Source organism: Pantoea sp. X-Soil-OKNW-713, assembly GCF_059730685.1.
The window spans coordinates 4,040,358-4,055,319 of record NZ_AP035995.1 but is presented as its reverse complement, the minus strand read 5'-3'; the positions used below and the strand labels follow the sequence as shown (position 1 = coordinate 4,055,319).

Annotated in this window: 15 protein-coding genes; 7 read left to right on the top strand and 8 right to left on the bottom strand. The window is 55.0% G+C overall.

Annotated elements, in window-relative coordinates:
• Window positions 1-25: 25 nt before the first annotated feature.
• The gene (nirD, locus tag AC6I8R_RS18980) at window positions 26-352 is read right to left on the bottom strand and encodes a nitrite reductase small subunit NirD (protein WP_021184833.1); all 327 of its coding nucleotides are present in this window, start codon (window positions 350-352) and stop codon (window positions 26-28) included.
• The gene (nirB, locus tag AC6I8R_RS18975) at window positions 349-2,889 is read right to left on the bottom strand and encodes a nitrite reductase large subunit NirB (protein WP_497832685.1); all 2,541 of its coding nucleotides are present in this window, start codon (window positions 2,887-2,889) and stop codon (window positions 349-351) included. The genes nirD and nirB overlap by 4 nt, the downstream gene beginning before the upstream one ends.
• 214 nt (window positions 2,890-3,103) lie before the next feature.
• On the opposite strand from nirB, the gene AC6I8R_RS18970 reads away from it, so the two are divergent.
• Window positions 3,104-4,387, top strand: a complete 1,284-nt coding sequence (locus AC6I8R_RS18970) for a cytosine deaminase (RefSeq protein ID WP_021184831.1) — start codon at window positions 3,104-3,106, stop codon at window positions 4,385-4,387.
• A 33-nt stretch (window positions 4,388-4,420) separates the two neighbouring features.
• Here the strand turns inward: AC6I8R_RS18970 and tsgA are convergent, their stop codons facing one another.
• Window positions 4,421-5,599: an MFS transporter TsgA gene (gene tsgA / locus AC6I8R_RS18965; RefSeq protein ID WP_021184830.1), complete on the bottom strand. Its 1,179-nt coding sequence runs from the start codon at window positions 5,597-5,599 to the stop codon at window positions 4,421-4,423.
• 263 nt (window positions 5,600-5,862) lie between these two features.
• On the opposite strand from tsgA, the gene ppiA reads away from it, so the two are divergent.
• The 5 genes from ppiA to argD all read left to right on the top strand — a co-directional run bounded on the left by ppiA (window position 5,863) and on the right by argD (window position 9,213).
• The gene (gene ppiA, locus AC6I8R_RS18960; protein ID WP_021184829.1) at window positions 5,863-6,435 is read left to right on the top strand and encodes a peptidylprolyl isomerase A; all 573 of its coding nucleotides are present in this window, start codon (window positions 5,863-5,865) and stop codon (window positions 6,433-6,435) included.
• Between the two features lie 99 nt (window positions 6,436-6,534).
• Window positions 6,535-6,705, top strand: coding sequence for a YhfG family protein (locus tag AC6I8R_RS18955; RefSeq protein ID WP_208724298.1), 171 nt, complete (start codon window positions 6,535-6,537; stop codon window positions 6,703-6,705).
• Window positions 6,695-7,288 (top strand): putative adenosine monophosphate-protein transferase Fic, encoded by a 594-nt coding sequence (locus AC6I8R_RS18950; protein WP_415173676.1) that lies wholly within the window; start codon window positions 6,695-6,697, stop codon window positions 7,286-7,288. Before AC6I8R_RS18955 ends, AC6I8R_RS18950 begins: the two co-directional genes overlap by 11 nt.
• Before the next feature lie 41 nt (window positions 7,289-7,329).
• The gene (locus AC6I8R_RS18945) at window positions 7,330-7,905 is read left to right on the top strand and encodes an aminodeoxychorismate synthase component II (RefSeq protein WP_021184826.1); all 576 of its coding nucleotides are present in this window, start codon (window positions 7,330-7,332) and stop codon (window positions 7,903-7,905) included.
• A gap of 87 nt (window positions 7,906-7,992) precedes the next feature.
• Window positions 7,993-9,213: a bifunctional acetylornithine/succinyldiaminopimelate transaminase gene (argD, locus tag AC6I8R_RS18940; RefSeq protein ID WP_021184825.1), complete on the top strand. Its 1,221-nt coding sequence runs from the start codon at window positions 7,993-7,995 to the stop codon at window positions 9,211-9,213.
• 1 nt (window position 9,214) lies between these two features.
• Here the strand turns inward: argD and AC6I8R_RS18935 are convergent, their stop codons facing one another.
• Complete coding sequence (locus AC6I8R_RS18935) at window positions 9,215-11,290, bottom strand: YccS/YhfK family putative transporter (protein WP_021184824.1); 2,076 nt, start codon at window positions 11,288-11,290, stop codon at window positions 9,215-9,217.
• A gap of 58 nt (window positions 11,291-11,348) precedes the next feature.
• On the bottom strand, window positions 11,349-11,981 hold the full coding sequence (gene crp / locus AC6I8R_RS18930) for a cAMP-activated global transcriptional regulator CRP (protein WP_013510795.1): 633 nt from the start codon (window positions 11,979-11,981) through the stop codon (window positions 11,349-11,351).
• Between the two features lie 302 nt (window positions 11,982-12,283).
• Here crp and AC6I8R_RS18925 point away from each other — a divergent pair, with 302 nt between their 5' ends.
• Window positions 12,284-12,688 (top strand): OsmC family protein, encoded by a 405-nt coding sequence (locus AC6I8R_RS18925; protein WP_021184823.1) that lies wholly within the window; start codon window positions 12,284-12,286, stop codon window positions 12,686-12,688.
• Between the two features lie 91 nt (window positions 12,689-12,779).
• On the opposite strand, the gene AC6I8R_RS18920 is transcribed toward AC6I8R_RS18925, so the two are convergent.
• The 3 genes from AC6I8R_RS18920 to AC6I8R_RS18910 form a co-directional block, all read right to left on the bottom strand.
• Window positions 12,780-13,649, bottom strand: a complete 870-nt coding sequence (locus AC6I8R_RS18920) for a phosphoribulokinase (protein WP_021184822.1) — start codon at window positions 13,647-13,649, stop codon at window positions 12,780-12,782.
• A 61-nt stretch (window positions 13,650-13,710) separates the two neighbouring features.
• Entirely contained in the window at window positions 13,711-13,929 is a 219-nt protein-coding gene (locus AC6I8R_RS18915) for a YheU family protein (RefSeq protein WP_036626752.1), read from the bottom strand.
• Window positions 13,930-13,931: 2 nt separating this feature from the next.
• The gene (locus AC6I8R_RS18910) at window positions 13,932-14,948 is read right to left on the bottom strand and encodes a hydrolase (protein ID WP_021184820.1); all 1,017 of its coding nucleotides are present in this window, start codon (window positions 14,946-14,948) and stop codon (window positions 13,932-13,934) included.
• Window positions 14,949-14,962: the final 14 nt, after the last annotated feature.

Genomic DNA, 14,962 nt, shown 5'->3' with positions numbered 1-14,962 from the left:
TGTCTCAGAAAGTAAAAGAATTTTTTCAGACGCAGATTTCAACCCGGCCTTGACTGACGCGCACCGGATAGCTCGCCACTGATCGCGCTTCATCCTCAAGACACAACCCGTCGCTCAGGCGAAAACGTTGTTTTTTCAGCGGGCTGGCAACCCATAGCGTCTGCTGATGCTCAGCAATGATGCCGCGCGACAATACGCTGGCTGCGGCAAAGGGATCGATGTTGCTCAGGGCAAACAGTTGCTCATCATCGTGGGGACGGAAAATGGCGATTTGTTGCCCTCGCACCAGTGCGCATACGCCAGTGGCGGGCAGAATTTGGTTAAGTTCACATACGGCATGCCACTGGCTCACAGGTCGGCCTCCTCAATCAGGTTAACGGCAATGCGTTCGGCAGGGCGCGCCGGGCGATGTTGATCGCGCTGGTTGATATTCTGTATCAACGGATCGCGTTGGCTGCTGTTGATAAAGGTGGCGAAGTGCGACTGCGGCTTCGCATCCCTGACCGTTGCGGCCCATTCGCATTCCACCAGGCTGCGCAGACGCGTAATTTCGCTCTCCAGTTGGCTGTTCAGGGCGAGCTTGTCATCGACGATGACGCTGCGCAGATAATCAATGCCGCCTTCCATATTTTCCAGCCAGACCGAGGTACGTTGCAGGCGGTCAGCGGTGCGGATGTAGAACATCATAAAACGGTCCAGATAATGCAGCAGCGTGTCACGATCGAGGTCAGCGGCCAGCAGGTCGGCATGGCGTGGTTTCATGCCGCCGTTGCCGCAGACATACAGGTTCCAGCCTTTTTCAGTGGCGATCACACCAACGTCTTTGCCCTGAGCTTCAGCGCATTCGCGTGTGCAACCGGAGACGCCAAACTTCATTTTGTGTGGGGTACGGATGCCTTTGTAGCGGTTTTCCAGTTCGATGCCGAAGCCAAGGCTGTCACCGACACCGTAGCGGCACCAGGTGCTGCCAACGCAGGTTTTCGCCATACGTAACGCTTTAGCGTAGGCTTGCCCGGTTTCAAATCCCGCGGCGATCAGCTGTGTCCAGATAGCGGGAAGATCGTCGCGCTGTGCGCCGAACAGGCCAATACGCTGTGAGCCGGTGATTTTGGTGTAGAGATGGTACTGGCGCGCCACTTTGCCAATTGCCATCAACCCATCCGGGCTGATTTCCCCGCCGGGTGAGCGCGGGATCACTGAGTAGGTACCGTCTTTCTGGATATTGCCGAGGAACAGATCGTTGCTGTCCTGCAAGGGGGTCAGTTGTGGCTGAAGGATGTGCTCATTCCAGCAGGAGGCCAGCAACGAACCGATGGTGGGTTTACACACTTCACAACCATAACCCTGCCCGTACTTCGCCAGTAGCGCGTCGAACGAGGTTATCTCTTCCACGCGGATCAGGTGGTACAACTCCTGGCGTGAGTAAGGGAAGTGAGCGCACAGATGGTTTTTCACCTCGACACCCTGACGGCTCAGCTCGGCATTCAACACCTGGGTGATCAGTGGAAGGCAGCCACCGCAACCGGTTCCTGCGCGGGTTTCTGCCTTGAGTGCTGCCACGGTGTGACAGCCCTTTTTCACGGCGCTGACAATATCGCCTTTGCTAACGTCGAAGCAGGAGCAAATCTGTGCGTTATCCGGCAGTGCATCGACCCCAATGGCCGGTTTTTCACCGCTACCTGCGGGCAGGATTAGCAACTCAGGGCGCGCTGGCAAGGGGATTTTATTCAGCGCCAGTTGCAGCAGGTTGCCGTAGTCGCTGGTGTCACCCACCAGCACCGCGCCGAGCAGGGTTTGATTATCTTCGCTGACGATCAGGCGCTTGTAGATGGATTGTTGTTCATCGAGCCAGACATAGCTGCGTGCGCCTGGCGTGCGGCCATGTGCATCGCCAATGCCGCCGACATCTACACCCAACAACTTGAGTTTGGCGCTCATATCGGCACCGGTGAAGGCATTGTCGCGGCCCAGCAAGGTATCGCTGGCTACCTGGGCCATTTTGTAGCCCGGTGCCACCAGGCCAAATACCTGATTCTGCCATGCCGCGCATTCGCCGATGGCAAAGATGGCCGGATCGTGGGTCTGACAACGATCATCAATGGCGATACCGCCGCGTGGGCCGAGTGGCAGGCCACAGTGCTTCGCCAGTTGGTCCTGCGCGCGAATACCGGTGGAGAACACAATAAAATCGACGTCCAGCGCGCTGTTATCCTTGAAGTGCAGCGTTTTACCCCCGTGGCTGTGGTGGACAATTTCGTGCGTATTCTTACCGGTGTGCACCTGTACGCCCATCTGCTCAATCTTACGGCGCAACTGTTCGCCACCCTGACGATCGAGCTGTTCTGCCATCAGCACTGGCGCGAATTCGATCACATGGGTTTCAATACCGAGAGTTTGTAATGCGCCAGCGGCCTCCAGTCCGAGCAGGCCACCGCCAATCACGGCCCCGCGTTGACTGCGCTGTGCACAGGCTGCAATGGCATCGAGGTCTTCGATGGTGCGATAAACAAAGCAGTCGCTGCCATCCGCTCCCTGAATCGGGGGGATCCACGGGTAAGAGCCGGTAGCGAAGATCAGCGTGTCATAGGGCACAACACGGCCAGTACTGGAATGAATCCGTTGCTTGTCGCGGTCAACAGCAATCGCGCGCTCACCCAGCAGCAGGTTGATCTGATGTTTTTCGTAGTAGCCTGCACTGACCAGCGAAAGCGCTTGCGCGCTGTGGTGGGTGAAATAAGCGGACAAGTGGACGCGATCATAGGCGACCCTCGGTTCTTCACAAAAAACGGTGATGGCAAATTGACTGGGTTCTGCCTTATCAATTAATTCTTCTATGTAGCGGTGACCGACCATGCCGTTGCCAATAATGACGACCTGATGTTTGCTCATATTTTCCCCAAAATGAAGGTGTATGCGGCTACCTTAGCCGTTACAAGAATGGGGTTATTGATGCATATCAAATACCTCTTTATATACTCATTTAGAGGTATGTTGCTGATATTAAAAACATTCGCCTCTGGGCGGTAAATCGTGCGGCCAGGGGATGTGCAAGGGACAGGTATTGACGCTATTTTAAGATGTCGCGTTTCTACAGGAGAAGGGCATGGCTAAGACGTCGCTGCAATGGATCAACAATCTGCGTTTACCCGGCCAGCAGGGGTTGTGGCAAATCGAAATCGGGCAGGGGAAAATTTCCCGTATTGTCCCACAATCAGCCGAGTGCAGCGCCCAGGAAGGTGTACTCGATGCCGAAGGCGGCCTGGCGAGCGCCCCCTTTATTGAACCGCATATCCATCTCGATACCACGCAAACCGCGGGTGAACCGGCGTGGAATCAATCCGGCACGCTGTTCGAAGGCATTGAACGCTGGGCCGAGCGTAAGGCTCTGCTGAGTCATGATGACGTGAAGCAGCGTGCAAAGCAGACGTTGAAATGGCAAATCGCTAACGGTATCCAGCATGTGCGTACCCATGTGGATGTTTCGGACCCGACGCTGACCGCGCTGCAAGCCATGCTGGAAGTGAAAGCGGAGATGGCGGCGTGGATTGATATCCAGATAGTCGCCTTTCCGCAGGAAGGTATTCTCTCTTATCCCAATGGCGAAGCCCTGCTGGAAGAGGCACTGCGCCTCGGCGCAGACGTGGTGGGAGCGATCCCCCATTACGAATTTACCCGTGAGTATGGCGTTGAGTCATTACACAAGGCCTTTGCGCTGGCGAATCGCTACGACCGGCTGGTGGATGTGCATTGCGATGAAATCGATGATGAGCAGTCGCGTTTTGTGGAAACCGTCGCGGCACTGGCTCATCGCGATGGCATGGGGGGCAGAGTGACCGCCAGTCATACCACGGCGATGCATTCCTACAACAATGCCTACACTTCACGTCTGTTCCGTCTGCTGCGCCTGTCCGGTATCAACTTTGTCGCCAACCCGTTGGTGAATATTCATTTGCAGGGCCGTTTTGACAGCTACCCCAAACGGCGCGGCATTACCCGGGTTAAGGAGTTGCTGGAGGCGAATATCAACGTCTGCTTTGGTCACGACGATGTGTTTGATCCCTGGTATCCGCTCGGTACCGCCAGCATGTTGCAGGTGCTGCATATGGGGCTGCATGTCTGCCAGTTGATGGGTTATGAACAGATTGATGCGGGGTTGCAGCTAATCACCACCAACAGCGCCAAAACCATGCAACTTAGCGGTTATGGCCTGGAGCCGGGTAATGATGCCAGCCTGATTATCCTGCCAGCCGAAAGCGGATTTGATGCGGTGCGACGTCAGGTGCCGGTGCGTTATTCGTTGCGTAAAGGCGAGCTGGTGGCAGCAACGGAGCCTGCAAGCAGTGAGATCTATCTGGGGGAAACGGAAGCGGTAACCTTTCGGCGTTGAGTTGCAGGGCGGACTGACGTCCGCCCGCGCAGGTTAGTGCGTAATATGGCCGTGCTGGCGATGTTTAGTGACAAAGCCGAGCAGTACACACATCACAAACACCACGGCGTATAAGCCGTTAGCAGTCGCCAGTGCCGCATGCGCACCGCCTTTCGCCACAATCGGACCGGTGACCACAAAGGTCAACATGGTGCCGACGGTACCGCAAGTCAGGATAAAGTTAACCAGCTTCGGTGATGAGGCTTTGGTTTGCAGTGAACCCAGGGTGATGATGGTGGTGTAGATAGCGCTGGAGCTGAAGCCGAGTGTCATGATGATCCAGTGCAGCATATTGGCGTCATTGGTGCTGACAAACCAGTACATCAACACGGTGGCAATCGCCGCCAGTACCATCAGGATACGTTGCAGATCGAAGAAGCGCAGCAGGAAGCTGAACACCCACATGCCGACCATATAGGCGGTCCAGAAGTTACCAACTAACTGACCGGCAGCAGCGATATCCATCCCCATGGTTTTGGTGGCGTATTCCGGCACCCAGGAGATGAAGCCCAGTTGGCCGAGGATGTAGCACAGCGCGGCAATCGACAGGAACAGCACGCCGATACCCCATTTCTCTTTTTCCGCCGCCTGCGTTTCGGTGTTGTTTTTCAAAACCGGGAACTCAACGCACAGCGCCAGCACGAAGATGGCGATATAAATAACGCCAATGCAGGCGTAAACCCAGTACCACGGCAGGGCGCGCGCCAGCAGGATGCCAGCGATAATCGGGAACAGCGTACCGGCCATGCTGAAGAAGGAATCAGTAAACAGCAGGCGTGAACCGCGCTGGCGACCATCGTACAGATGGGTAATCAGGAAGGTGCCGATCGACATGGTAATGCCGCTCACCACACCAAGCACAAACATGCACAGTGAGAACACCGACAGGTTGTGGCTGGTCATCAGACCAAACACCGCCAGTACCATCAGCACGAAGCCAAAGATCAACTGACGTTTTAACGGCACAATCACCATCAGCCAGGCGTTAAGGAATACTGCGACCAGAATACCGGTATTGAGAAAGGTGAAGGTGTTACTCATTTCCGAGATCGGCAGCTGGAAATACTGTGCAATATTGTCCAGTACCATCCCGGTCACAATCACCAGTGCGCCCGTCAGCGCATAAGAGAAAAAGCTGATCCAGGTAAGGCCAATACGATTACGGTTTGTCATGTGGGGGACCTGTTTTGAGCACCGAAGTTGGCAAAAAGTGTCATGAATTGTAAATGCAACTGTGATCTTAATAAACAAAGAGTGAAATAAGGTTATTAGATTTCACTAATAGTGTGATTTGCGTCACGCAAATGATTGCGTAGCGCCGAATTTCGGACATTTGCCGCTGCCGCGTAAATATAGGTAAAACGCTGGCTCTTGTATTACATGCTCTTTACAATCAATCTCGTTTTGAGCTTGCACTTCATGGTAAGGAATCTTTCATGTTTAAACGTACTTTGACAGCGGCAGTTGCCCTGTTAGCGCTCTCATCTGTTTCCGCTTCTGCCCTGGCGGCAAAAGGCGATACTCACGTTCTGCTCACCACCTCTGCGGGTAATATCGAACTCGAACTGAATAACCAGAAAGCCCCGGTGTCGGTGAAAAACTTTGTTGATTACGTCAACAATGGTTTCTACAACAACACCATTTTCCATCGCGTGATCCCTGGCTTCATGGTGCAGGGCGGCGGTTTCACCACGGATATGCAGCAGAAGCAAACCAACGCGCCAATCAAAAACGAGGCAGATAACGGCCTGCGTAACCTGCGCGGCACCATCGCGATGGCGCGTACTGCGGAGAAAGACAGCGCAACCAGCCAGTTCTTTATTAACGTTACCGACAACGCCTTCCTTGATCACGGCCAGCGTGATTTTGGCTATGCCGTATTTGGTAAAGTTGTGAAAGGAATGGACGTGGCCGATAAGATTTCTCAGGTGCCGACCAAAGATGTGGGTCCGTACCAGAATGTGCCGTCAAAACCGATCGTTATCCTCTCCGCCAAAGTTCTGCCCTGATTTTTTTGCGCGCCATTTTGCGATGGCGCCTCCTGCCGCTCTCCGGCAAAGCGAATATTTGCTGCTTATACTTAGGGCAAATTGCTTGCCGGAGGCTCTATGACCAGCAAACTGACCGACAAACAGAAAGCCACGCTGTGGCAACAGCGCCGTGCTGCCAGCTATCAGGCCAGCTGCCGTCTGGCGGGCTATATGCTGAGCGAACCGGCCATCACGCTTGAACAGGCCGACGAACGGCTGACCTCGTTAAGGAGGCAATATGGCGGATAACTCACTGGCGGTACGCGATCCCTATCTGTGGCATAACGACAGCGTGCTGAAGAATCGCCTGGATATTCACGACAGCGCCCAATTGCGTAAAGCCGAACTGGCGTTCAGCGCGGCACGGCTTGCCACCCTGGAGTTGGGGCCGCAGCGCAGGGGGATGCCATGGCTGTGTCATATTCATCGCACCCTGTTTCAGGATCTCTACAGTTGGGCCGGTGAGCTGCGCACGGTAGATATCTGGAGCGACGAGACGCCATATTGTCACTGCGCCTACATCGAGAAAGAGGGTAACAACCTGATGAGTGCGCTGGCGGATGAAGACGGGCTGAGCCATCTGGCGCAGGATGAATTTATCAGGCGTCTGGCACATTACTACTGCGAGATTTATGTGCTGCACCCGTTCCGGGCCGGAAATGGCCGCGCACAACGCATCTTCTTCGAGCAACTGGCGTTGCACGCAGGCTATCTGCTGACGTGGGATAAACTGGACCGTGATAGCTGGCGTGCGGCGATTCGCGAGGCGGTAGGTGGCGATTTAACTCTGCTCAGTGCGCAGTTTGCAAAAGTGGTAAGCCCCGCCCGCTAAAATGCGTAGAATAGCGGCGGTTTGACCTGCCTGAGGGCGCTATGCTGCTGTTAATCGATAATTACGACTCCTTCACCTGGAATCTCTACCAATACTTTTGCCAATTGGGTGCTGACGTCAGGGTGGTGCGCAACGATGCCATCACCCTCGACGAAATGGAGGCGCTACCGCTCACTCATCTGGTGATTTCGCCTGGCCCCTGCACTCCGGATCAGTCCGGCATCTCGCTGGCGGCGATCCGCCATTTTGCTGGCCGCTTACCGATCCTTGGCGTGTGCCTCGGCCATCAGGCCATTGCCCAGGCGTATGGCGCGCAGGTGGTACGCGCGCGTCAGGTGATGCACGGCAAAACGTCGGCGATTCGCCATAACGACAGCGGTGTCTTTCGTGGGTTAAATAATCCGCTCAACGTCACCCGTTACCATTCGCTGATTGTGGCGCGCGCGACCCTCCCTGAAGAGTTCGAAATTACCGCCTGGAGCCTGCGTGATGGTGAACCGGATGAGATCATGGGATTCCGCCATAAAACGCTGCCACTCGAGGGGGTGCAATTTCACCCGGAAAGCATCCTCAGCGAGCAGGGCCATCAGCTTCTGGCGAATTTCCTGAAGACTTAAGTTGTGTTTGCCTTTGTGTGATTTTTTATGCATATTTTGTGATTATAATTTCACGTCAGCTCAACAAATAATCCGATGAGGTAGGCAATGGCAGCAGAAAAGCTAGCGGTAACCCGGGAAACGTTCGATAACGTTATTTTGCCTGTTTATGCACCAGCGCAGTTTGTGCCGGTAAAAGGCAAGGGCAGCCGAGTCTGGGATCAACAGGGCAAAGAATATATCGATTTCTCTGGCGGCATCGCGGTGACTGCGCTGGGCCACTGCCATCCGGCGCTGGTGGAGACACTGAAAACCCAGGGGGAAACCCTGTGGCACACCAGCAACGTGTTCACCAATGAACCGGCGTTGCGTCTGGCGAGTAAACTGATTGCCGCGACCTTTGCTGATCGCGTGTTCTTTGGTAACTCCGGTGCCGAAGCTAACGAAGCCGCGTTTAAGCTGGCGCGCTACTACGCCTGCAAAAAACACAGTCCGTTCAAAAGCAAAATCATCGCCTTCCATAATGCTTTCCACGGGCGCACGCTGTTTACCGTATCCGTGGGTGGTCAGCCGAAATACTCCGACGGCTTTGGCCCGAAACCGGCTGATATCGTGCATGTTCCCTTCAACGATCTGGCGGCGGTAAAAGCGGTGATCGACGATCACACTTGCGCCATCGTGGTCGAACCGATTCAGGGCGAAGGCGGTGTGATGCCTGCCACTCCTGAGTTTATGCAGGGCCTGCGTGCCTTGTGTGATGAGCACAACGCGCTGCTGGTGTTGGACGAAGTGCAGAGCGGCATGGGCCGTAGCGGCAAGCTGTTCGCTTACGAACACTACGGCATCACCCCGGATATCATCACCACCGCGAAAGCGCTGGGCGGCGGCTTCCCGGTAAGCGCGATGCTGACCACCAATGAAATCGCCTCGGTGATGGCACCCGGCGTGCATGGCACCACTTACGGCGGCAACCCGCTGGCCTGTGCGATTGCCGAAACGGCGCTCGACATCATCAACACCCCTGACGTGCTGGACGGTGTTGAATCACGCCGTCAGCAGTTTGTGGAAGCCTTGAAAGCGTTGGATAGCAAATTTGACCTGTTCACGGATATTCGTGGCAAAGGTCTGTTGATCGGTGCGGCATTGAAGCCGCAGCATGCCAGCAAAGCGCGTGACATTCTGCATGCCGCTGCTGCCGAAGGACTGATGATCCTGACTGCTGGCAATGATGTGATCCGTTTTGTACCGTCACTGGTGATTGAACCGACCGATATCGAAGAGGGTATGGCGCGGTTCGCAGTGGCTATCGAGAAGGTGCTGGCGGCATAACTCAGTTTTTCACCCGTAGCCCGGTCAGCCAGCGGCCATGATGTGGTCGCTGGCTCCATGCCAGAGAAGAGATGGTGTGCATCACGTTCAGGTGTTGCAGAATGCGCTTCACATGCTGCTCGACAATCGTTACCGCCCCCTCATTGATGTTTTCCGGTGCTTCCAGAATATTGCTGTCGTTACCGGGGCCATCATGCTCCAGCCGCTGCTGACAGCGTTGCAGCGCGATCTCACAGGATTGCAGATACCTTTCCGCCAGCTTAGGCGTCAGCATGGTATGTTCGCGTGCCAGGATAGTCATGGCGTTGATGTGTTCGACAATAAACTGACTGTGCGTCACCCAGAGCCGCATATCTTTCAGGTACTGCGAATTGAAGCCCGGCTCGGTCATCGCCTGATTCAGCGAGTTAAACATGGCGTTATGCGCCTGGTTGACCTTGATGCGCTGATACGCCAGTTTCTCCGGTGACTGCTCCGGTCCGAGCAATAACTGCATCGCTTCCTGATCGGCTTCCAGCGCATCGTGCGCATTCTTACGCAGTAAGCCGCTCTGCCACTGCGGCCACAGCCAAATCATGCCGCCAAAGGCAATCAGACATCCCATCAGCGTATCCATCATGCGTGGCAGCAGGAACTGCGCGCCATTCAGCGACAGCAACTGGAGCGAATACACCGCCGTCACCGTAAAGCCAATCATTGACCAGCCGTAATATTTACGTGTCACCAGATAGCTGGCGAGGGTGATCGCCAGCATAAACAACAGGGTGATGGATTCCGGTACGTCAAAGCGTAACGAGGCGGCAGCAATCAACAGCCCGGCAAAGGTGCCGAGCGCTCGGTGCTGAATTCTTACCCGCGTGGCGCTGTAGCCATTCTGGCTGACGAACATGGTGGTCATCAGAATCCAGTAAGGTTTGGGGATGTTGAAGAACAGCGCCAGCGCGCTACCAAACATCAGCATCACGGCAAAACGTGCAGCGGTGCGTAAGGCGGGGGATTTCAGCGACAGATAGCTGCGCAGCGCCGGAAAAAACGGCAGACGCCGTTGGCGGTCGGCCATCAGATCACGGGTATACAGCGGTTTCTGGGTGCGCAGCACGCGCGCAATGCGGCTGAAGTGATACAGGCAGAAATTCCCCACCGGATTGTCCGGGTGCTGGCGGGCAATTTTTTCCAGCGCACCCAGCTGCTTATCCATTTGAAACCGTTCCGGCAGCTGATGATACAAAATGGCATCGGCCAGCAAGCGCAGACGGGCGGAGATGGTCTTGGCATTCCAGCGAATCACCGCTTCTGCATGGCTCTGCTCCACCAGCTTTTGCACTTCTTCCGGCTGATGCAGGCTGACGGAGATATGTTCCTGCAAATCGAGCGCCACCTGAAAGGCACGCGTCAGGCGTTTGTGGCTGTTATCGCGGCTGGCCGACAGCATATGCATTTGCTGGTAGCAGGTGGTGATCAGATCTACCGCTTTCTGCTGGCGCGCCAGCAACGGCGGCAGCGCTTTCTCCGGGTCGGTCAGCTGCGTCAACAGGGTATATTTGGCATCGCAATAATCCGCCAGCTCACGGTACAGCAGGCTCAGCGACTCGCGCATCGGCTGCTCTTTCCACAGCCAAAACCAGAACCAGTTGAACAACCCATACCACAAGGTCCCGCCGATATAGAGCAGCGGCGGCACCCAGATCGGCATACGTCCCACCAGGCTCAGGGTAAAGATGGAGGCAATCAGCGTGGCAGGCAACAAGCGGCCATGCAACGGGCTGATCTCACCCGTCACGCCCACTAATAACGGCAGCACCAGCAGAATCAGCGGCAGGGGGACGTGATAATCCGTCAGCCACTGGATCAGAAAGCTGCCGGTCGCAAACAGGGAACCACCAATAATCAGGCGTTTAAAAAAGCGTTTATGCGGCGTATCAAGACCGGCGATGTTGCAACAGGCGGGCACTAAGGAGAACAGCAAGCCTTTTTGCAGGTCGCCAAACAGCCAGCCGAGGGCCACGGGCAGGCACAGCACCAGCGTTTGCCGCAGGGCATAGTTCACTTCGGGATGATAGATGATTCGACGCCACATCAGCTCATCGCAGACAAAAACGGCGTGATGCTGCCATCACGCCGTGGGTGAGAAGAAATTAGCGGGTGCCGTAAACGACGATGGTTTTACCATGTGCGGAGATCAGGTTTTGATCTTCCAGCATTTTCAGAATACGGCCAACTGTCTCGCGTGAGCATCCGACGATCTGACCAATTTCCTGACGGGTGATTTTGATCTGCATCCCGTCCGGGTGGGTCATGGCATCGGGCTGTTTGGCCAGATTGAGCAGCGTCTGCGCAATGCGACCGGTCACATCAAGGAAGGCAAGGTTGCCCACTTTTTCTGATGTCACCTGTAGGCGACGCGCCATCTGCGCCGAAAGACGCATTAAAATATCCGGGTTTACCTGAATCAGCTGACGGAATTTTTTGTAGGAAATTTCAGCCACTTCGCAGGCAGTTTTGGCTCGTACCCAGGCACTACGTTCCTGACCTTCTTCAAACAGGCCAAGCTCGCCGATGAAATCCCCCTGATTGAGGTAGGAGAGAATCATCTCTTTGCCTTCTTCATCCTTGATCAGCACCGCAACGGCACCTTTCACGATGTAGTAGAGCGTTTCCGCTTTCTCACCCTGATGAATCAGGGTGCTTTTGGATGGATATTTGTGAATATGGCAATGGGACAGGAACCATTCGAGTGTAGGGTCTGTTTGCGGTTTGCCGAGAACCATTCGCTATTATCCTCTGTTGTAATCGTGCCCAAAACACAGGGGGCAGTTTTCCCTGTCAGGCGGTGAAATCGTAGAGCGCTTCCTGTTAAGGAAAATTATTCGGGTGGACTCTTAAGCCAGGCTTCTGATTCTTCCCGCCTTCGTCTATTGCGACGAAAATATTTTCAGCTCTGTTTGTAGCACAGCTTTTGCTAGCTGTCTTCTGTTGTCTCGCTTCAGCAAAAGGGCGATTAGTCTGGATTGCTGTTTCTCAGGTGAAAGCGTACTCTGGCGGCAAATCAGCCTATTCAGGAGAAAGAATAATGCAGGCACGGGTTAAATGGGTGGAAGGGCTTACCTTTCTCGGAGAATCCTCATCAGGTCACCAGATATTAATGGATGGCAATTCGGGCGACAAAGCACCGAGCCCGATGGAGATGGTGCTGATGGCGGCAGGCGGTTGCAGCGCGATTGACGTCGTGTCGATCCTGCAAAAAGGGCGCAATGATGTGAAGGATTGTGAGGTCAAACTGACCTCGGAACGTCGTGAAGAAGCGCCACGCATTTTCACACATATCAACCTGCATTTTATTGTTACCGGCAAAGCGCTGGGCGATAAAGCGGTGGCGCGAGCGGTTGATCTGTCGGCTGAGAAATATTGCTCGGTGGCGATTATGCTGGGCAAAGGGGTAGAAATCACCCACAGTTACGAGGTTATCGAACTTTAGCACGAACGTAGCGGAGCGATTTATCGTGCGGATTTTTCCCGCAGCGATCTCGGGATCGCGCAATAAATCGCGCCGTTACGGTTATGTTTGATTATTCGATGCGTTTGCCTTCAATCAGTCGCTGCACCAGCGGCGTCATAATCAGCTCCATCGCCAGCCCCATTTTGCCGCCGGGCACCACCAGGGTGTTCATATGCGAGATAAAGGAATCCTGAATCATCGCCAGCAGATAGGGGAAGGCAATACCTTCCAGACCACGGAAATGGATCACCACAAAGCTTTCATCCAGTGATGGAATTTCACGCGCAGCAAACGGGTTAGACGTATCGACGGTAGGTACGCGCTGGAAGTTGATATGGGTGCGTGAGAACTGCGGGGTGATGAAGTTGATGTAATCCTCCATCGAACGCACCACCGAATCCATCACCGCTTCGCGTGAATGGCCGCGCTCGCTGGTGTCGCGAATCAGCTTTTGAATCCACTCAAGGTTGACGATCGGTACCACACCTACCAATAAGTCGACGTGTTCAGCCACGTTGTGCTGCTGCGTCACCACCCCGCCGTGCAAGCCTTCATAAAACAACACATCGGTGTTTTCCGGCAGCGGCTGCCACGGGGTGAAGGTGCCCGGCACCTGATTCCACGGCACGGCTTCGTCATAGGTATGCAGATATTTGCGCGACTGACCAAGACCGGTTTTACCGTATTGCTTAAAGGTTTGCTCCAGCAGGCCAAAATCGTTGGCCTCCGGGCCGAAATAGCTGATATGACGGCCAAGGTCGCGCGCTTTGCGGATCGCCATGTCCATCTCAGGGCGCGTGTAGCGATGAAAACTGTCACCTTCGACCTCCGCCGCATGCAGGTTCAACTGCTGGAATATTTTGCGGAAGGCAAGGCTGGTGGTGGTGGTTCCGGCGCCGCTGGAACCGGTAACGGCAATGATCGGATGCCTGGCTGACATAACAAAGCTCCCTGTGAAGTCCGGCGATGAGCATTGTTAGCACGAAAAGCCGGGATGTGCATTAGCCGCGAAATTCACCGCGTGCCATGATATTGACGGTTTCGTGCAGTTCTGACCACACCAGCACAGCGTCACCGCGTTCCAGTTGGCGACGCACATCAGCGACTTTTTGCGCCAGACTGCGCTCCTGTTCACCGTAGTCGGTGCCTTCGCGTAATACAAAGGCTTCGATCAGGTTTTCCAGCGTTTCAGCTTCAAGTTGTTGCCACGGAATAATCACGATCATACATCCAGGTAAGTTGATAACCACTGCGGCACGCGTTGTTCCAGCCACATTTGCGGTCGTAGCAGCGTACCGCCAACAAAGCCGACATGGCCGCCTTGCTGTGTCAGCTGATATTGAATCGAGGACGACAGTTGCTCCGGCTTCGGTATTACTGCGTCGGTCATAAAGGGATCGTCCTTAGCATGGATGATCAGCAGCGGTTTGCGTACCCCGGTCAGCAGCGGCATCGCGCTGGCCCGATGATAATAATCGCCTGCATCCACAAAGCCGTGCGCCCTGGAGGTGACGGCATCGTCAAAGTCGCGCAGGCGGCGCAGGGCGCGCAGTTCACGTAAATCGACCGGCAGGGTGCCCGGCCAGGCCTTCAGCTTACGTTTAGCGTTCTTTTTCAGCTGCGTCAGCAGGTAGTGCTGATAAAAACGTGAGAAACCGTTCTCCAGCTTCTGGCTACAGGGTTCCAGCAGCAGGGGCGCAGAGATGGCGACTGCGGCATCCAGCGGCGCATCATGCCCCTCTAATCCAGTCAGGCACGCCAGCATATTACCGCCCAGCGACACGCCGACGGCGGTGGTGGGGACATCGCCCCATTCACGCTTTAACCAGCGCAGAAAGAAGCTGGCATCTTCGGTTTCGCCGGAATGGTAAATCCGGTGCAGGCGGTTCGGTTCACCGCTACAGCCGCGAAAATGCATCACCACTGCCAGCCAACCGCGTGCCTGACATGCCTGCATCAACCCATGCGCATAGGGGCTGTGAAAGCTGCCTTCTAAACCATGAAACAGCACCATGCGTGGTTTGTGCGCGGCCTGAATAGGGTCTTCACTCCACGCAAGATCGACAAAATCGCCGTCCGGCAAATCGAGGCGTTGCCAGTGTGGGCGCAGAGTCACGCGCCGCCTGAGCAGACGTGGCAGCAGAGTTTGCAGATGCGGATTGCGAAAACCGCTGAGAGGAATGAAGTCCTCTTCGGGCGGGGAGTCAAAATTACTGTGGTAAACGCTTGTCTGATGCATATCTCGCTGATAGT